Origin of the sequence: Arthrobacter sp. FW306-06-A (assembly GCF_021870055.1) — a bacterium.
Lineage (GTDB): Bacteria > Actinomycetota > Actinomycetes > Actinomycetales > Micrococcaceae > Arthrobacter.
Map to the genome: position 1 here is coordinate 1,288,817 of NZ_CP084552.1, position 17,792 is coordinate 1,306,608.

19 protein-coding genes are annotated in these 17,792 nt (G+C 65.4%); 11 read left to right on the top strand and 8 right to left on the bottom strand.

Annotated elements, in window-relative coordinates:
- Window position 1: 1 nt before the first annotated feature.
- The gene (locus LFT49_RS05980) at window positions 2–784 is read right to left on the bottom strand and encodes a GntR family transcriptional regulator (protein ID WP_237430059.1); all 783 of its coding nucleotides are present in this window, start codon (window positions 782–784) and stop codon (window positions 2–4) included.
- A gap of 157 nt (window positions 785–941) precedes the next feature.
- Window positions 942–2,009 carry a LacI family DNA-binding transcriptional regulator gene (locus LFT49_RS05985; RefSeq protein WP_237430060.1) on the bottom strand — a complete coding sequence of 356 codons (1,068 nt, stop codon included), beginning with the start codon at window positions 2,007–2,009 and terminating at the stop codon, window positions 942–944.
- A 211-nt stretch (window positions 2,010–2,220) separates the two neighbouring features.
- On the opposite strand from LFT49_RS05985, the gene LFT49_RS05990 reads away from it, so the two are divergent.
- From LFT49_RS05990 to LFT49_RS06030, 9 genes are all read left to right on the top strand, one after another.
- On the top strand, window positions 2,221–2,703 hold the full coding sequence (locus LFT49_RS05990) for a hypothetical protein (RefSeq protein ID WP_237430061.1): 483 nt from the start codon (window positions 2,221–2,223) through the stop codon (window positions 2,701–2,703).
- Window positions 2,704–2,748: 45 nt separating this feature from the next.
- The gene (locus LFT49_RS05995) at window positions 2,749–3,909 is read left to right on the top strand and encodes a substrate-binding domain-containing protein (RefSeq protein WP_236801389.1); all 1,161 of its coding nucleotides are present in this window, start codon (window positions 2,749–2,751) and stop codon (window positions 3,907–3,909) included.
- A gap of 53 nt (window positions 3,910–3,962) precedes the next feature.
- Entirely contained in the window at window positions 3,963–5,471 is a 1,509-nt protein-coding gene (locus tag LFT49_RS06000; protein ID WP_237430062.1) for a sugar ABC transporter ATP-binding protein, read from the top strand.
- 3 nt (window positions 5,472–5,474) lie between these two features.
- Window positions 5,475–6,461 (top strand): ABC transporter permease, encoded by a 987-nt coding sequence (locus LFT49_RS06005; RefSeq protein ID WP_236801391.1) that lies wholly within the window; start codon window positions 5,475–5,477, stop codon window positions 6,459–6,461.
- 5 nt (window positions 6,462–6,466) lie between these two features.
- Complete coding sequence (locus tag LFT49_RS06010; RefSeq protein ID WP_236821524.1) at window positions 6,467–7,621, top strand: Gfo/Idh/MocA family protein; 1,155 nt, start codon at window positions 6,467–6,469, stop codon at window positions 7,619–7,621.
- On the top strand, window positions 7,618–8,439 hold the full coding sequence (locus tag LFT49_RS06015) for a sugar phosphate isomerase/epimerase family protein (RefSeq protein WP_237430063.1): 822 nt from the start codon (window positions 7,618–7,620) through the stop codon (window positions 8,437–8,439). The genes LFT49_RS06010 and LFT49_RS06015 overlap by 4 nt, the downstream gene beginning before the upstream one ends.
- 65 nt (window positions 8,440–8,504) lie before the next feature.
- Window positions 8,505–9,677: a Gfo/Idh/MocA family protein gene (locus tag LFT49_RS06020; RefSeq protein WP_237430064.1), complete on the top strand. Its 1,173-nt coding sequence runs from the start codon at window positions 8,505–8,507 to the stop codon at window positions 9,675–9,677.
- A 65-nt stretch (window positions 9,678–9,742) separates the two neighbouring features.
- The gene (locus LFT49_RS06025) at window positions 9,743–10,063 is read left to right on the top strand and encodes a putative quinol monooxygenase (RefSeq protein WP_236821525.1); all 321 of its coding nucleotides are present in this window, start codon (window positions 9,743–9,745) and stop codon (window positions 10,061–10,063) included.
- Window positions 10,064–10,158: 95 nt separating this feature from the next.
- On the top strand, window positions 10,159–11,001 hold the full coding sequence (locus LFT49_RS06030; protein ID WP_236821526.1) for a class I SAM-dependent methyltransferase: 843 nt from the start codon (window positions 10,159–10,161) through the stop codon (window positions 10,999–11,001).
- An 82-nt stretch (window positions 11,002–11,083) separates the two neighbouring features.
- Here LFT49_RS06030 and LFT49_RS06035 read toward each other — a convergent pair whose 3' ends face one another.
- Window positions 11,084–11,776 carry a TetR/AcrR family transcriptional regulator gene (locus LFT49_RS06035; RefSeq protein ID WP_237430065.1) on the bottom strand — a complete coding sequence of 231 codons (693 nt, stop codon included), beginning with the start codon at window positions 11,774–11,776 and terminating at the stop codon, window positions 11,084–11,086.
- 98 nt (window positions 11,777–11,874) lie between these two features.
- Here LFT49_RS06035 and LFT49_RS06040 point away from each other — a divergent pair, with 98 nt between their 5' ends.
- Both LFT49_RS06040 and LFT49_RS06045 read left to right on the top strand, forming a co-directional pair.
- Window positions 11,875–12,324, top strand: coding sequence for a nuclear transport factor 2 family protein (locus LFT49_RS06040; RefSeq protein WP_237430066.1), 450 nt, complete (start codon window positions 11,875–11,877; stop codon window positions 12,322–12,324).
- Window positions 12,321–13,211, top strand: coding sequence for an SDR family oxidoreductase (locus LFT49_RS06045; RefSeq protein ID WP_237430067.1), 891 nt, complete (start codon window positions 12,321–12,323; stop codon window positions 13,209–13,211). The genes LFT49_RS06040 and LFT49_RS06045 overlap by 4 nt, the downstream gene beginning before the upstream one ends.
- A gap of 42 nt (window positions 13,212–13,253) precedes the next feature.
- Here LFT49_RS06045 and LFT49_RS06050 read toward each other — a convergent pair whose 3' ends face one another.
- The 5 genes from LFT49_RS06050 to LFT49_RS06070 all read right to left on the bottom strand — a co-directional run bounded on the left by LFT49_RS06050 (window position 13,254) and on the right by LFT49_RS06070 (window position 17,712).
- Window positions 13,254–13,556, bottom strand: coding sequence for a YciI-like protein (locus tag LFT49_RS06050; RefSeq protein ID WP_236821530.1), 303 nt, complete (start codon window positions 13,554–13,556; stop codon window positions 13,254–13,256).
- 60 nt (window positions 13,557–13,616) lie between these two features.
- On the bottom strand, window positions 13,617–14,390 hold the full coding sequence (locus LFT49_RS06055; protein WP_237430068.1) for a DeoR/GlpR family DNA-binding transcription regulator: 774 nt from the start codon (window positions 14,388–14,390) through the stop codon (window positions 13,617–13,619).
- Between the two features lie 129 nt (window positions 14,391–14,519).
- Complete coding sequence (pdxA, locus tag LFT49_RS06060) at window positions 14,520–15,521, bottom strand: 4-hydroxythreonine-4-phosphate dehydrogenase PdxA (protein WP_236801404.1); 1,002 nt, start codon at window positions 15,519–15,521, stop codon at window positions 14,520–14,522.
- Window positions 15,521–16,726 carry a four-carbon acid sugar kinase family protein gene (locus tag LFT49_RS06065; RefSeq protein WP_236801405.1) on the bottom strand — a complete coding sequence of 402 codons (1,206 nt, stop codon included), beginning with the start codon at window positions 16,724–16,726 and terminating at the stop codon, window positions 15,521–15,523. Before LFT49_RS06065 ends, pdxA begins: the two co-directional genes overlap by 1 nt.
- Complete coding sequence (locus tag LFT49_RS06070) at window positions 16,723–17,712, bottom strand: 2-keto-3-deoxygluconate permease (RefSeq protein ID WP_236801406.1); 990 nt, start codon at window positions 17,710–17,712, stop codon at window positions 16,723–16,725. Before LFT49_RS06070 ends, LFT49_RS06065 begins: the two co-directional genes overlap by 4 nt.
- Between the last annotated feature and the right edge of the window lie 80 nt (window positions 17,713–17,792).

Here is a 17,792-nt window from a genome sequence, read left to right on the forward strand (position 1 = left end):
GCTAGGACTGGAACTGCTGCATCACCGATAGGTGCCCGGCCCGGGCCGGAACCAGGCACTTGGCCAGGTAGAACGGCCGGTTGGCGTTCCGGACGTACTGCGTCAGGACCAGCACCGGGTCCGACTGGCGCAGCTCCAGCAGCTTCGCCCCGCTGGGCCCCACCTGGCTGACGCTGATCTGGCACTCGCCCGGCCCGGCCAGCCTGCCCAGCTGCTTGGTGAGCGCGGCAAGCAGGGTGGCGCCGCCGTCGTCCTCTATCTCAAGGGGCGCGGCGGCACCCTTGCCGACGCTGACCGGCTGGGCGGTGACGTTTTCCTGCAGGTGGGCGATGGCCTCGCCGTCACGGATCAGGACGGATTCCCAGAGCCAGCAGTCGGTGCCCGGCTCGACGCCGATGCCCTGGGCGACAAATTCGGAGGCCGCCTGCCGGACCACCTGGATGCGCTTGACCTCCAGCGTCTGGCCGGGGCTGGCGAGGACGTCCTCGAAGGGCTGGATGCGTTCGATGCCGATGCGGGGGAGTGTGTCCGAGACGAAGCGTCCGACGCCGCGCCTGGCTCTGATGAGCCCGTCTTCCTCGAGCAGCATGAGGGCTTCGCGGACCACGGTGCGGCTGACCTTCATGTCCGTGCCGAGTTCGGTTTCGGTCGGGATCATGGAGCCGGGCGTGAGGAGGCCGTTGCGGATCGCTTCGGCGATCCGCGAGTACACGGCGACGCGCAGGGGAGCGCCGGGCTGGGCGGCCACCGGCTGGGACAGGAACCGGACGGCGTCCTGGTGCACGTTTAGCCTCGCTTTTCCTGTTGCTGGTGTGGGATTCCAGCCTACTTCAGCGTCTGATCCGTTTGTTGGACAAGCGGCATCCGCAGGTCTTAGCGCTGCTGGTACCAGTGCGTGTGGAGGACGACGGCGGGAGGCAGGTGCCGCCGTCGTCCCCCTCCTACTTGGGGGAGGTGGCCTGGCGGGCGCTGTCGCGGACAACAAGGGTGGGCGCGATCGGGGTGCGGTCCACCTCCCGCCCTTCCATGGCACCAAGGAGCACTTCCATGCTCATGAGCGCTAACGCCGTGAAGTCCTGGCGAACAGTGGTCAGGGGAGGCAGGAAATAGTCTGAACCTTCGATGTCGTCGAAACCCACCACGCTCACGTCGTCCGGGACCCTGATCCCATTTTCAGCGAAGGCCCGTATCAGCCCGAGAGCCGTGTGGTCGCTGGCGGCGAAGATCGCATGGGGCACCTTCTGTTCCCGCACGAGTTGGAGCGCGGTCTCGTAAGCCCACCGGGGGCTCCAATCGCCTTCGAGGCACAGCCCTGGTGTAAGCCCGGCGTCGCGCAGCGCGGCTTCCCACCCGCGTTTGCGGACCCGGCCGTCGAACCAGTCCATGGAGCCGGCGAAGTGCGCGATGTCGGTGTGGCCGAGGTCTATCAGGTGCTGGGTGGCCAGCCGTGCGCCCAACTCCTGGTTCTCTGAGTATGAGAAGACGTTGGGAGTCGATGATGCTCCTGCCGCGATCATCTCCACCGGTACGCGGCACGAGGCATTCCATACGGCTGCCGCCATCTCCACCACGGGGGCGATGACGATGATTCCCCCCACGCCGGTATCGTCCAGGGTGTCCAGGGCGGCCTGGACCGACTCTCCGTAGGGCCGCTCAACGCTGATGACGGTTGTGGCGTAACCCTTCCTGCGTGCAATGTTCTCGAGGGCCATGAGCGTCCCCACCGGGCCGAACCGCGGGGAGCCGTCGGAAAGTATGCCTATGGAGGTGGACCGGCTGGTGACGAGCGCCGTGGCGGCCCGGTTCCTGCGGTACCCGATGTCCTTGATCACCTGCAGGACCCGTTGCCGCGTTGCCGCACTCACGTCCGGTGCGTCGTTGAGGACCCGCGAGACTGTGCCGAAGGAGACGCCGGCCATGCTCGCCACGTCGTTGATGGTGGGCTTCCGGCGCCGTGAGGCTTCCGGCATTCTCCCGTTCGCCTCACGGGGAACAGTTGTGCCTGCCATGCCCACTCCTGTCTTGCACGTTGGTTGGAATCTTTCGGGTTCCGTGCCTTTCGATCTTACGTCGGACCGTACCCCCGTATCCGTTGGAATAACTGTCCATGTGACCGTTGACACGTAACACCGTAAACGTTTACGATGATGTCCGTAAACGTTTACGAGCGCTTCGTGAACGTTTACGCAGCCACACATTTCAATGAAGAAAGGGAGCGCGATGCCCGACACGATCGTCCACGCACTCGCGCTCGATCCGAACGCCGGACTTCGGGATGCCGACCAAACCCAGTGGGCAAATCTCGAAGTGCTCCTGAAAGAGGCGGCGCCCGGCGATCTGGCAGCTGCTGTCCGCACCTTTGTCTCCGCCGGCTCTTCGGCAGTTGTCGGAGTCTTCGACGAGGACCGCCTCTGGGCAAGCCTGGTGGTCTCCGTCGACAACTCGGGCAAACCCGCGTCCGCGTCCACCATTCCCGGCCCGGTCCGGGAAGCGGGCGAAGACATGACGAAGGCGGCCAACGAAGCGGTGAAGTGGGTTCAAGCCCACCACGGACCGTGTTCCCTGGGCTTCTTCGTCGACAAAATACACGCAGAGGCGCTGCTGGCAGCTTCAGACAAGGCCACTGCCGTCCGCACAGCCTCGGCCTCCGGCGGGCTCGTCCTGTCCCCGGTTCCGCCGGCCCTGGCTATAGCCCTCGCCTGAACCATCCCAGGCATCCACCCCACCCATCCCAAGCACTGGAGAACAATGATGATCCGCAGGCTTCCCCTCGTGGCCCTTGCCGCAGTCCTGTCCCTTTCGGTCGCGTCCTGCAGCAGTTCGACCACGGCCACGTCCAATGCTCCCGACGCCGGTGTGTCCAGCAAGGCCCAGCAGGCCCTTGACCAGATCAAGGGACAGGTCCTGAGCAAGGGGCCCAACGGCGAGACGCCCTCGCCGGCGTCCGCAGCAGACCTCACTCCGGACGAGATCCAAAAGGTCAAGGCGCTCAACGCCAAGGCAGCCATTGTGATGCACTACGGCGGCAACGACTGGGCCAACGCCCAGATCAACGGCCTAAAGTCCGAGTTTGAAAAGCTCGGCATCAAAGTCATCGCCACCACCGACGCGAACTTCAAGCCGGACAAGCAGGTCTCGGACATCGAGACGGTCATGTCGCAGAACCCGAACGTCATCGTCTCGATCCCCACGGATCCCGTGGCTACGGCCTCCGCATACAAGAAAGCCGCGGCTGCCGGCACCAAGCTCGTCTTCATGGACAACGTCCCCCAGGGACTGACCGCCGGCCAGGACTATGTCTCTGTCGTTTCTGCCGACAACTACGGCAACGGCGTCGTCTCCGCCCACCAAATGGCTAAGGCGCTCGGTGGCAAGGGGAAGATCGGGCTTGTCTTCCACCAGGCCGACTTCTTCGTTACCAAGCAGCGCTACCAGGGATTCAAAGAAACGATTACGAAGGAATACCCGGACATCAAGATCGTCGAGGAAAAGGGAATCGCCGGCCCTGACTTCGCTGGAGATGCCCAGGCAGCTGCGAACGCCATGCTCAGCAAGTACGCCGACCTGTCCGGAATCTGGGCGGTCTGGGACGTTCCTGCAGAAGGTGTCATGGCTGCCGCCCGGGCCGCCGGCCGGCCTGACCTGAAGATTGCCACGGAAGACCTTGGCAAGAACGTGGCCATTGCCCTTGCCAAGGACGAACTCGTCGTCGGCCTTGGAGCGCAGGTTCCGTTCGACCAGGGTGTCACGGAAGCGCGGCTGGCCGCCGGGGCGCTCATCGGCAAGAAAGCACCCGCTTATGTGGCGCTGAGCGCCCTTCCGGTTGACCACTCCAACGTCCTGGATGCGTGGAAGCAGGTCTACCACGAGGACGCCCCGAAGGACATCCAGGACTCCTACAAGAAGTAGGCAAGAACCGGCGGTGCGGGGGTCCGCCCCCGCACCGCGCCGAAAGGGCAACGATGAATACCGCAGACAATGTCGTCGAGATGCGCTCAATATCAAAGAGCTTCAACGGCGTTCCCGTATTGAAAGACGTCAGTTTCGATGTCCGCAAGGGTGAGGTCCACGCGCTGGCGGGCGGCAACGGCGCCGGGAAGTCCACGCTCATGAAGATCCTTCAGGGCGTGTACCAGGCAGACGCCGGCACAATCCTTATTGGAGGCAAGCCGACCGCCATCAACTCGATCCAGGACGCGAAGGCCGCCGGGATCGGAATGGTCTTCCAGGAGTTCAGCCTGGTACCGAGCCTGACCGTTGCGCAGAACATTTTCCTCGCCGCCGAACCGCTCGGCAAGGGCGGGCTCATCGACGATCGTGCTGCGGTGCGCCGTGCCAAGGAAGTTTTCAGTGAGATGGAAGTCGACGTCGACCCGCGCGCCGGGGTCGCACGGTTAGGCACCGCATACTGGCAACTGACGGAGATCGCCAAGGCACTCGCCCAGAATGCCCAGGTGCTCATCATGGATGAGCCCACCGCCAGCCTTGCCCGGCATGAGTCCGAAGCGCTCTTCGAACTGATCGACCGCCTCAAAGAGCGTGGCATCTCAATCATCTACATTTCCCACCGCATGGACGAGGTGTACAGGCTCGCGGATCGGATCACCATCCTCCGCGACGGCCGCCACCTCCTTACCGCGCCGCTGACGGACGTCACCCCCGAACAGATCGTGGAAGGCATCGTCGGCAAGAAGATCGAGGGCCAGCTTTCCTATCGTGCGCGTGACCATGTGGCCCACGACGGGGCGCCGCTGCTGGAAGTCCGGGGGCTTAACGCGGGGCAGCGGGTGCGGGACGTTTCGTTCGCGCTCCGGCCTGGCGAAATCCTCGGCCTGGCAGGGCTGATGGGCAGCGGACGAACCGAGCTCGCCCGTGCTCTCTTTGGCATTGACAAGCTGGACAGCGGTGAAGTCCTCCTGCGGGGCAAAAAGGTCAACCTTGGGTCTCCGCAGCAGGCCATCAACGCTGGAGTTGCCCTTATCCCGGAAGACCGCAGGGCCCAGGGCCTGGTGTTGGAGCACTCCGTCCAGGACAACCTGCTGCTTCCCCTCCTCGGCCAGATCCAGCGGGGACCCCTCCTGGACGGCGCGAAGGGGAAGGAATTGTCCTCGTCACTGATCAAGAGGTTCGCTGTGAAGGTAGCCCATCCCCACCGCCCGGTGCGGCTTCTCTCGGGCGGCAACCAGCAGAAAGTGGTCATCGCCAAGTGGCTGGGCACCGATCCGGACATCCTGATCCTTGACGAGCCAACGGCCGGCGTCGACATCGGCACCAAAAGCGAAATCCTCGACATGATCCGTGAGCTGGCAAGTGCGGGCAAGGCCGTCATTGTCATCTCCTCCGAGTACCCCGAACTACTCGCGGTCAGCGACCGCGTCCTCGTCCTTAAGGACGGCTCCATCATCCGCGATATCCCCCGCAGCGAGATTGCTGACGAGGAGTATCTCCAACTTGCAGTGCAGGGAGTCTGAAAAGTGAGCAAGGCAAACACCATCGCGCCGCGGGATACCGCGGCACCCCGTAATTTCGGCACTATCCTCAAGGAACTGGACTGGCGGCGCTACGTCATCTACATCGGCTTCGTCGTTGTCTTCCTCTTCTTCGCCGTTCTGCTCCGCGACCAGGGCTTCCTGTCGCCGAACAACCTGCTGAACATCTTCCGGCAGACCGCCACCATCACCGTCATCGCCGTCGGTATGACGTACGTGATCGCGTGCGCAGAAATCGACCTGAGCGTCGGATCCGTGGCGGGCCTGTCCAGTGTGTGCACTGCGATGGCGCTCTCCCAGTGGGGCCTGGTGCCCGGCATCCTCGCCGGCCTCGCTGTCGGTCTCGTCGTCGGATCGATCAACGGCGCCCTGGTCAGCCTCCTGGGCATCCCGTCCTTCCTGGTGACACTCGGCATGCTGGGCATAGCCGTCGGCGTTGCCCAGTGGATCACGGCGTCGGCGCCCCAGCCCATCCTCAACGACACGTTCAACATCGTGTTTGGATCCGGCAACTTCGGTCCTGTTCCGGGCCTGGTGGTTTGGAGCGCCATCTTCGTGGCCATCGGCGCCGTCGTGCTGAACCGCACCAGGTTCGGCCGCCAGGTCCTGGCCACAGGAGGCAACCGCAACGCCGCGGAGTTCACCGGCATCAATACCAAGCGCATTAAGTTCCAGGTGCTCCTCATCTCGGGCATGGTGGCAAGCGTCGCCGGCATGCTCTACGCGGGCCGGCTGCAGTCCGGACGGTTCCAGTGGGGAGCAGGAGACGAACTCTCCGCCATCGCCGCCGTCATCCTGGGCGGAACCAGCCTCTTCGGCGGGTTCGGCTCCATCATCGGCACGCTCTTCGGCGCCCTGCTGATCGGCCTGATCAACAACGGGCTGATCCTCGCCGGACTCGACAGCAGCCAGCAGCAGGTGGTCCGCGGCGCGATCATCATCCTGGCCGTCGCCCTCGCCCGGAAGAAGTAGCACCCGTGACTTCCCAGCTACGGGCCGGAATCATCGGAACAGGATTCATGGGCTCTGTTCACGCCCATGCGGTCCGCGCAGCAGGCGGTGAGGTCGTCGCAGTCGCCGGGAGCAGCCAGGCTTCCGCCGAAGCCGCAGCACCCGCTCTCGGCGCCCGAACCGCAGCCGAATCGCCCGAAGCACTGATCGCACGGGCAGATGTAGATGTCATCCATATCTGCACCCCGAACGCCACCCACGCCGACCTTGCCCGCAAGGCCATTGCGGCAGGAAAAGCAGTCATCTGCGAAAAGCCACTGGCCACGAACGTTGGGGACGCGTTGGAACTGACAACCCTGGCGGCGCAGGCCGGGGTCGTCACCGGCGTGCCCTTCGTCTACCGGTTCTATCCGGCCGTCCGCGAGGCCCGCGACCGCATCCAGCGCGGCGACGCCGGCCGGCTTTGGCTCCTGCACGGCTCCTACCTGCAGGACTGGCTGGCCGGCGCGGAAGCCACGAACTGGCGGGTCGATTCAACGATCGGCGGAGCGTCCAGGGCGTTCGGCGACATCGGCGTCCACTGGTGTGACCTGATGGAGTTCACCACCGGACACAGAATCACCAGGCTTGTGGCCCAGACCAGCAGGGCATACGACGAACGCGAAACCGGCGGCCGGTTGTCCTCCGTCGCTACCGAGGACGGCGCCACGCTCCTGTTCGAGACGGACAAGGGTGCCACCGGCTCCGTGGTGGTCAGCCAAGTCAGTCCCGGCAGGAAGAACCGACTCTGGTTCTCCTTCGACGGAACCGAAGCGTCATTCAGCTTCAACCAGGAACGGCCCGACACCCTGCACGTCGGCCGCAGCGACTCAAGTTCCGAGATCCCGGTCGGCCCGCAAACACTCACGACGCCGGGCGGCCGGCGCTACGCCAAACTTCCCCCGGGCCACCCCCAGGGTTACCAGGACAGCTTCAACGCGTTCGTCGCGGACGTGTATGCGGCCGTCCACGGCCAGGAACCGGACGGCATGCCCACCTTCCGGGACGGCCTACGGGCAGCCCTCCTTACGGATGCAGTCGTAACCTCGGCCGCGCACCAGACCTGGGTCGAGGTTCCGCAAACGGACAACCTCACCGGATCACTCACCTCTTCCCCCGCAGCTGAAAGGCAGAAGCAATGAAACTCGGTTACTGTTCCATCACCTGGGGCGGCGTCGTCGGCCACCCGCAAGGTGTGACGAGCGTGAAGGACCTTTTCTACATGACCCACGGGTCCATGCAGCAAGCGGTCCAGGACATCGCCTCCGTTGGCTATCAGGGCGTGGAGATGTTCGACGGCAACCTGGCCGAATACGCCGACAAGCCCGAAGAACTTAGAGAGATCCTCAGCAGCAACAACGTCGAGCTGACCAGTGTCTATACCGGCGCGAACTTCATCTACGCTGACATCCTTCCCGACGAACTGCACCGGATCCACCGTGCCGCCGAACTGGCTGCCAACTTTGGAGCAGAACGGCTGGTAGTGGGAGGCGGGGCACGCCGCGCCGCCGGAACCACTGACGAGGACTACCACCGCCTCGGCGAGGCTCTGGACAGCGTGACGGACATCGCGGAAAGCTTCGGCCTGTCGGCAAGCTATCACCCGCACCTAAGCACCATTGTCGAAAGCCCGGAGGAACTGGACAGGCTCATGCCGCTCACCCGGATCGGCTTCTGCCCGGACACCGCACACCTTGCAGCCGGCGGAGCGGACCCGGCCGCAGTGATCCGGAAGTACCCCGACAGGATCCGGCACGTCCACCTCAAGGACTTCCAGAAGGACCCTTTCAATTTCCTGCCGCTTGGACAGGGCGGGCTCGACTTCCCCGACATCATCGCAGCCATCCGCGAGAGCGGCTATGACAGCTGGCTCATGGTCGAACTCGACAACTACGACGGTGACCCCCGGGAAGCCGCGGCCCTCAGCAAGAAGTACCTCGAAAAGCTCCTCTCTCACTAATTTTTCAACCGCGGGGACTGCCACAGACGGCAACTGCCCCGCCTTCCGGAAGGAACACGATTCACATGCAGAACCTCAACGTCGGCCTCATCGGAGGCGGCTTCATGGGCAAGGCCCACTCGCTGGCTTACGCCGCCATGCCCATGTTTTTCTGGCCCGCACCAGCCATGCCGGTCCGAAAAGTCATTGCCGAAGCCGATGATGACCTGGCCTCGGAAGCGGCCCGCCGCTTCGGCTTCGAAAACTCCACCTCAGACTGGCGCAGCATCATCGATGATCCGGACATCCACGTCGTCGACATCGCCACGCCAAACCACCTCCACGCCGAGATTGCCATTGCCGCCGCCGAAGCAGGCAAGCACATCATCTGCGAAAAGCCCCTGGCGCGTACGGGCGAAGAATCCAAGGCGATGTACGACGCAGTCAAAGACAAGAACCTCGTCCACATGGTCGCCTTCAACTACCGGCGGACTCCGGCCGTTGCACTGGCAAAGAAATACATCGAGGAAGGGGCCATCGGACAGGTCCTCAACTTCCGGGGCACCTACCTGCAGGACTGGAGCGCCGACCCCAACTCCCCGCTCTCCTGGCGTTTCCAGAAATCCATCGCAGGCTCCGGCGCCCTCGGCGACATCGCAACGCACGTCATTGACATGGCCCGCTACCTTGTCGGGGAGTTCAGCGCCGTCAACGCCCTGCTGTCCACCTGGATCCCCGAGCGGCCGCTCCAAGCCGGAGGTGCTGACGCGCTCGGCACGGTACGCGGCGGAGAAGGCCCCCGTGGCCAGGTCGACGTGGACGACGAAGTCATGACCATGATCCGCTTCGCCAACGGTGCCGTGGGTTCCGTGGAAGCAACCCGCAACGCCCACGGCAGGAACAACTACATCACCTTCGAAATCCACGGAACCGAGGGCAGCATCGTCTTCAACTATGAGCGGCGCGACGAACTGCAGGTCTGCTTCGCGTCCGACCAGGCCGACCGCCGCGGATTCCGCACCGTCTACACCGGGCCCGCACACCCCCACGGAGATGCACTCTGGCCCATCCCTGCGCTCGGCATTGGATACGGCGAAACCAAGATCATCGAGGCCTACGACTTCTTCAAGGCCATCGCGGAAGGCGGCAGCGTAAGCCCGAACTTTGCCGACGGATATCAGGTAGCCCTCATCGACGATGCAATTGTCGAGTCGGCGGCAAAAGAATCCTGGGTCGACGTTCCGCAGATCAACGCATGACGTAAGGGGAGGGGCGGCGACGAATCCGCCCCTCCCGCAAGCCCAGGACCACCCGAGGACGAAAAATGCCACACACAACAGTCAGCCACGACGAAACGCAAGTCTGGTTAATGCCGGTGTTCACCGCAAAAGCAGGGCACGAAGCCACGCTGCAGGAAGCACTCCTCGGACTGCAGTCGCTGAGCCGAAAGGACACCGGCTGCCTGGAATATACGGTCTTCGCAGACGATCAAAGGCCAGGTACGTACTTCCTCATTGAGGGATGGGCCCGCCGCGGGGACCTGGAAGCCCACAACGAGGAAGTCCATGTTAAGGACTTCGTGGACGGGGTGCAGTCCCTGCTGGCCGTACCCTTCTCCGTATCTCCGATTACGCCCCTGGTCTGATACCCGCCAACGTGGGGGAGGACGACGGCGGGACGTAAGTGCCGCCGTCGTCCTTCCCCTTCCTTCGCTGTGGAGCGCCGTTGTAGTGTCGTGCCGTGATCGTCCCAGATACGTCCCAGGATGCCGCGGCGGTCGCGGACCACTACGACGAGCTCGATCCCATTTACCGCCAGGTGTGGGGGGACCATGTTCATCACGGGTTGTGGGCGACGGGCCGCGAGACAGCCGAAGAGGCCGTCGAGGCGCTGGTCGACGCCGTCGCCGACCGGCTGAACCTGGAGCCGGGCCAGGAGAGCGTGGATATCGGCTGCGGCTACGGTGCCACCGCACGGCGGCTCGCCATGACCCGCAAGGTCCGCGTTACCGGCTTCACGCTGTCCGCTGAGCAGGGCACCTATGCCGCCGCCCATCCCGCGCCGGGTGTGGACATCCAGGTGCGTGACTGGCTCTTCAACGGGCTGCCCGATGCCTCGGCCGGTGCGGCATGGGCGATTGAGTCAAGCGAGCACATGGTCGATAAGCCCGGCTTCTTCGCAGAAGCGCACCGAGTGCTGGCGCCCGGCGGCCGGTTGGTCGTTTGTGCCTGGCTCGCTGGGACCGATGCCAGGGGCTGGAAGGTCCGGCACCTGCTTGCGCCGATCTGCCGGGAAGGGCGCCTGCCCTCGATGGGCACGCGCGAGGAGTACGAGGCGATGGCATTGGCGGCGGGCTTTGCGGTCAGGGACTACGAGGATGTCAGCCGCCGCGTTGCCCGCACCTGGGTAATCTGTGCCGCCCGGCTGATGAAGGCCTTGCTCGTCGATCCGAAGATCCGTCGACTCGCCCTTGGCGCCCGGAACCGTGACTCCTTTTGGAGCATTCCCCGCATGATCCTGGCCTACCGCACCGGCACGATGCGCTACGGGATATTCACGCTTGCGAAGGTTAAGCCAGCCTGATCGCAAGCCCGATCGACGGACTGCCTCAGGGCAGTGGCTGCCGTTCGCCCACGCTGCGTGCACGCGTGTCTGCCCATGTCGTTTAGGGGTTTCGTTCTTTGGCAGACGCAGCGTTCCCGTCCGGCAGGAGGTTGGCCCCCAGGGTCCTGGCCATGAACACCCCGAAGCGCTCCGCGGTCCAGCCGCGCTTGAGGACAAGGGTCTCGTAGAGCTCAGCCGAGGTGCTCATGAAGAAGACGTCGGCCACCTCCTCCGCGGTCAGGCCCGGGCGCAGGAACCCCCTTCCGAGCACCTGGTGCGCGTTGTGCAGCATGCGCTGGTACCGCTCGTCGTCCACATCGCGCAGGAGTGCGGCCATATCCTGGTCCCCGCTCGCCGCGGCGTCCCTGATGAGCAGGTAGACGGGGGAGCCCAACGGGCTGACCTCGGCGATGAACCGGCCGAACTGCTCCATGAGTTCGCGGGGATCGGTGACCGTGGCCTGGGCGCGGTCCGACCGTTCCTCAGCCGGGGGACCGCCTGCTCCCAGCAGACTCTGTGCGTAGATGGCCCGGACAAGCCCCGGCTTTCCGCCGAACCCCTTGTACACGGATTCCTTGGAGACGCCGGCGGCGTGGGCGATGGCCGCGATAGTGGTCCGGCCGTACCCGTGGGCCAGGAACAGCTCGCGCGATTGGGCCAGCACCCGCTTCCTGGACTCCTCGGCCGCCTCCTGCCGGCGGCGGGCATCGTAGCTGCGGGGGCGGGGCGGCGCACCGTTGACTGCGGGTCCCATCGGGCTTATGCTCCTTGTATCAGTTAGATACAGCTAACTGTATCAAATTCAGCGATCCAGCCTCTCCGCCTCCCGCGACGGAAACTAAGGAGCAGATCATGGACGCTTCAGGAATCGAGCGCGTCCCCGAAGGCCCAGTGCGGCGTATGCTGGCCGCGGCCAACCGCCATGACCTTGAGGCCATGGTGTCTGAATTCGCGGAGGACTACAGGAACACCACCCCCGTCCACCCCGCCCGCAGCTTTACCGGCTCCGCGCAGGTCCGGAAGAACTGGACGGCGCTCTTTGCCGGTCTGCCGGATCTCACCCTCACCGTCCACGACGTGGCCACAGGGCCGGATGGCAAAGTCTGGATGGAATGGAGCAACCGCGGCACCCGGCCGGACGGGTCCGTACAGCGTGCTGCCGGGGTCTCCATCCTCACCGTCCGCGGCGACAAAATCGCCGCAGCCCAGTTTTACCTTGAACCCGTGGACCAGGATTCCGGCGACGTGAACGTTGCCATCAGCGAGGCAGTCCATGGGGCAGTTGGAGGTGACCGGTCATGATCCTGGTGGTCGGCGGCACCGGCCGCCTCGGCCGCGCCGTGGTTTCCCTGCTCCTTGCCGCCGGGCAGCAGGTCCGCATCATGGCCCGGGGCAAGTCCCAGCCCTTCCCCCGAAAGATGAGCGACGGCGTCGAGCTCCTCCGCGGGGACCTCGGCTCAGACGCGGACTGCCAGCAAGCGGTGGCTGGCTGCGATGGGCTGGTGTTCGCGGCTTCAGGATTCGGGGTCAAGGACTCGAACCCGCGGACGGTGGACCGCGACGGCGCCATCCGGCTGGTCCGCGCGGCGGCCGCGGCCGAAGTGAAACATGTGGTGATGATGTCCATGCATGGTGCTGCCGCCGACGGGCCTATCGACTTCCTGCGCTGCAAGGCTGCGGCCGAGGATGCGGTGCGCTCGTCCGGCGTGCACTGGACGATTGTCCGGATCGGGGCCCTCCTGGAACAGCGGCTTGAGACCATGACGGCCCCGCTTGAATCGAAGGGCAAGGTGCCGGTGTTCGGCTCGGGATCCGCCCCCGTGACCTATACCTCGGTCCGGGACGCCGCCGCCGTCGTGGTCCGTGCCCTCCGCGACCCGGCGCTTCGGAACCGCGTCATCGAGTGGGGCTCGCACACGCTGACCGGCAACCAGCTTGCGGAGGCTGTGCTTGCCCGGGCAGGCCATGGAAAGGTTCAGCGCGTTCCGGCGGCCGCCCTGCGGGTGCTGTCGGTGGCGGCCAAGCCGTTTTCACCGTTCCTGGCCAGGGTGGCAGGGGCCGGTATCTGGGAGGAATCGGGGACGGCTGCTTTCGAGTTTGGCCAGGCGCGCTCCGAGTTTCCCGACATTCCCGTCGCCGGGCTGCAGCAGGTGCTTGAGGAGTCCGGCGCGTTGGGAACTTCGACGTAGGCGCATGTGCGCCATCCGTGCAGTAAGGCAGGGTTACGCGGCTTAGGGGCGGACTGGTGTGGCCGCTTCGTTTCCGAGCACCGTTGTCCACGGGTTGGCGGTCCACTCCGTGACCACGCCGTTGAGGACGTAGGGGTCGGCGGCTGCAAAAGCTTTGGCGGCTTCCACTGCGTTTTCGCCGGTGAAGATCAACAAGCCTTTAAAGGGGACTTCGCCAACGGCGCCGCCCAGCAGGAGCTCGCCGCGTTCGACTGCCTCCCACCCCGCCCGGAGGTGGTCTGCGCGGTACTGTTCGCGGCTTTCGAGGTAGTCGTCTGCGTAGGTGTATTCCAGCACGGCGTGCATGCGCGTCTCCATATCGTTCAGGGGTTTCGTTCGTTGTAGAAATAGCCTACCCACCGGGACTTACCCGGAAACGGAGGCCACCTCAACCTGTACCCCCGCGTCCCGGAAATTCTGCACCTGCTCGGGATCGGCGCCGTCGTCCGTCACCAGGGTCCAGGGGAGTGCCAGCCGCGCCCAGGCGTGGAACGGCCGCAGCCCGAGCTTGGAGGAGTCGGCCAAAACATAAACCAAACGCCCCCGCCGGGCCATGAGCTCCTTGAGCCGGGTCTGGGCGTGGTCGGCTTCGCAGATGCCGTCCTCGGCGGTGACGGCGTCGGCGCCCAGGAACACCCGGTCAAAGCTCATCCGCTCCAGAGCCGCCTCGGCCAGCGGGCCCACGAAACTCTGCGAGACGCCCCGGAGCCGGCCGCCCAGGCAGTCCACCTCGATGCCCTCGGAATCGGCCAACTCCTGCAAAGTATTCAGACCCGGCGTCGTCACGGACAGCCGATCAAACCCGCGCAGTTCGTGCGCCAGGGCACCCGCCGTGGAGCCGGCGTCGAGCAGGATGTTTTCCCCGGGCTGGATCACCGACGCCGCCCACCGGGCAATGGCATGCTTTTGCTCGAACGCCTCACCCGTGCGCTGCCGCAGCGACGCCTCCGGGTGCGCGCCCAGCGCCATCGCCCCGCCGTACGTACGGGCCAGCCGGCCCTGTGAATTCAGCAGCGCGAGGTCCCTGCGGATGGTGGACGCGGTCACCTCGAAGCGGGCCGAAAGTTCCTCCACGGAGGCCAGGCCGGTGGTCACGGCAAGGTGGTAGATCTCCTCGCGCCGCGCGTTTGCGCTGAGCATTCCCGGTCTCCTTCCCGTGGGTATGGCGGTGGCAGTGCTACCCATGCTAGTTCCGGCTCTAACGAATCAGGGACGGCAACGGCCGGCCAGCAATTCTACGCTGACCGGCCGTTTCGCTTCTGGTAGTGCTCAGGCCTCGTCGCGCGCTGGTGCCAGGTCCACTGCCTGCCGCAGCGCCTCGAGCAGCGACTCGTGGTCGGCAATGTTCTTGCCGGCGATGTCGAAGGCCGTGCCATGGTCAACTGACGTCCGCACCACGGGGAGGCCCACGGTGATGTTGACGCCGTTCTCCAGGCCCAGGACCTTGACGGGTCCGTGGCCCTGGTCGTGGTACTGGGCCACCACCAGGTCGAAGTCGCCGCGGCCGGCCAGGAAGAACAGGGTGTCCGCCGGGAGCGGGCCGAACGCGTTGATGCCGTCCGCCTGGGCCTTCTCGATGCCCGGCTGGATCTTCTCCGCCTCTTCGCCGTAGCCGAACAGACCGTTCTCGCCCGCGTGCGGGTTAATGGCGCACACGGCGATCCGCGGGTTCTCGATCCCGGAGGTGCGCAGCAGCTCATACCCGCGCTTGATGGTCCGGTAGACCAGGTCGCCGTTGATCTTGGCGATGGCGTCGATGAGGCCGATGTGCGTGGTCACGTGGATGACGCGCATCTTGGGCGCGGTCAGCATCATGGACACTTCCTCGGTGCCGGTCAGTTCGGCGAGGAGTTCCGTGTGGCCCGGGAACTTGTGTCCGGCCGCGTGCAGGGCCGCCTTGTTGAGCGGTCCCGTGCAGATGGCATCCACCTGGCGGTCCATTGCCAGCTGCACGGCCTTCTCGATGAAGAGGTACGAGCCGTGTCCGGCGGCGGCGGACAGCTCGCCCCAGGCCAGGTCCTCCGGAATGCAGTCGATGTCCAGCACATCGATGGTGCCTTCCTGGAACAGTGCCTCCGACGGTTCGGTGACCTTGCGCAGGGTCAGCGGGCTGGACACGATGTCCGCGGCGAGCTGCATCCGGCGAAGATCGCCGATGACCAGCATCCGCGCCTTGGACCGGAGTTCGCTGTCCGCCAGGGCCTTGACGATGATCTCCGGGCCAATGCCGGCCGCGTCGCCCATGGTGATGGCTACAATCGGGCGTCCCATTATTTGCTACTCATTTCAGTCGTAGTGCTAGTGAAAAACTGTTTGGTCCTGGCCAGCGTGCCGGCGTCCCCGAATGCACCGGCCTTGGTGACCAGCAGGGGGAGGGGCTCCGGAAGCAGGCTCATGACCACTCCGGGCTCAATCTCCCCGATGACGGTGAAGCTGCCGGCGCCGAGGGCCTTTAGGACGGCCGTGGCGGTTTCCCCGCCCGTCAGGACCAGCGCCTCGCAGTGCTCGACGCCGGCCGCAGTGGCCCGTGCCAGCGCCTCCGCCACCACCAGCGCCTGCGATTTATCCACGGCGCCCATGGGATCCGGCGTCAACACCACGTCCGTCCGCAGCATCGCCGCCGCAACTTCGCGCGCGACTGCCGGATCCTCGAGCGTCTGGTGGTCCAGCGTGATGTGCCGGGCACCTGCGGCGACCAGCGCGTCCGTCTGCTGCCGGGCGAGGCCGGAATAGCTGCCAATCACGGTCAGCGTCCGTGTCACGCACCTCGCGTGCTCCTGAAGAACATCCTGCCCTTCTCCACGAGGGGCAACGTGCCCGGCCAGTCCGCCGGAGCCCACCAGGAGTGCGGGGAAGTCCAGCAGGGCTGCCGCGGCAGCCACGCGTTTCAGGTCGTCGTCGGAAACAGCGTCAAGTACGACGGCGTCACGCCCGCGTTCCTGCACGTTGCGCAGGCGCGCGGCTAGTTCCTCCGGGGTGGGGTGCGTTTCCCGCTCCACGAGTTCAGTCGAAAGACCGCCGGCGGCAAGCGCCGCCGCGACGTCGCCGTCGAAGCTTCCCTGCGCGTTGTGCGCACCGTTGACGTGGACCAACCCGCGTACGGTGGTCCTTCCCGTAGCCGGGAAGGCGGGGGCCACAAGGGCCAGGCCCCTGCTGCGGCCTTCACTGACGCGGCCCAGCGCTGCGGCAACCTCGGCACCGACGTTGCCGCGAAGCAGCGAGTCGATCTTCTTGAAAACCTGCCGGTCCTGTTCCAGGGCGCGTGCCACAGCCGCGGTGACGGCAGCCGCTGCATCTTCCGCTGAAAGGTAGCGGCTCTCGGTGTTGACCGACAGGATGTCCGCTTCGGGCCACATGGAGTCCAGGTCCAGGATGACGGAGCTGCTGTGGGTGGGTCCGTAGGCTGCGGCGGCATCGGCCGCCCCCGTCAGGTCGTCGGCGATGATTGCCCAGCGCTTGGCTGCGGGGGTGCTCATACTGCTGGGGCCACCTCGGGGGTTTCCACGGGCTGCTTGGCTTTCAGGCGCTTAGCGTACCAAGCGACCATGAGCGGGCAGCCGATGGCGGTCACCACTACGGACGCGGCCACCAGCACGGTTGCCGGGCCCGCTGCCGGGGCATAGGCCGGGTTGGCGGCGGCCACCAGCATGGGAACGGTGGCTGCGTTGCCTGCGGTGGTGGCTGCTGCGAGGCCGGCGATGCCCGAGCCGCCGGTGAGCTTGTCCGCGAAGAAGAGCACGGCGCCGCCGGCAATGAGGACGAACAGGCCCAGGGCCACGCCGAGCAGCCCGGCGTTCAGGACCTGGCCCAGGTTCAGGCCGAAGCCCAGTGCCAGGGCGAAGAACGGGATCAGGACAGGTGCCGCGGAGGACAGGAACTTGCGCATGGCCGGGTCCAGGGCGCCCAGGATGGCGCCGAGGAGCAGGGGAATGATGGCACCCACCAAGGCCTGCCACGGGAAGGCGGACAAACCGGCGACGCCGAGGGTCACCATGGTCAGGAAGGGGCCGGATTCCAGCGTCATCACGGAGTAGGCAGCAACGTCCTTGGGCTTGCCGTACTGGCCCATGAGTGCCATGTACATGCCGCCGTTGGTGTCATTGAGGGCGGCCAGGATCGCCAGCACGGAAAGGCCGGACAGCAAACCGCCGTCGATGGGAAGTTCACCCATGAACCGGCCTGCGATGACGCCGATGATGATGGCGAACAGGACCTTGCTGCCGAAGAGGACTCCGCCCTTTTTCAAAATGTACGGGGTGGCCTTGATGTCGATGCTGGCGCCCATGCAGACGTAGAACACCGCGAGGATCGTGGTGCCGCCGGTGAAGAGGGCGCCGGTGAAGGACCCGAAGAACTTTGCGGAATCCGGGGCGAAGGTGCCGAGCAAGGCGCCGATGAGCAGGGGGATCAGCATCATGCCGCCAGGAACCTTTTCCATGGTGGCCTTGATGGGGACAGACATGTGCAACCTCATTGTTGTGTGGGGGAGAGGGAGGTCGGGCTGCGGGCCCGAAGCATGATGTAGATCATAGCTACTGATGC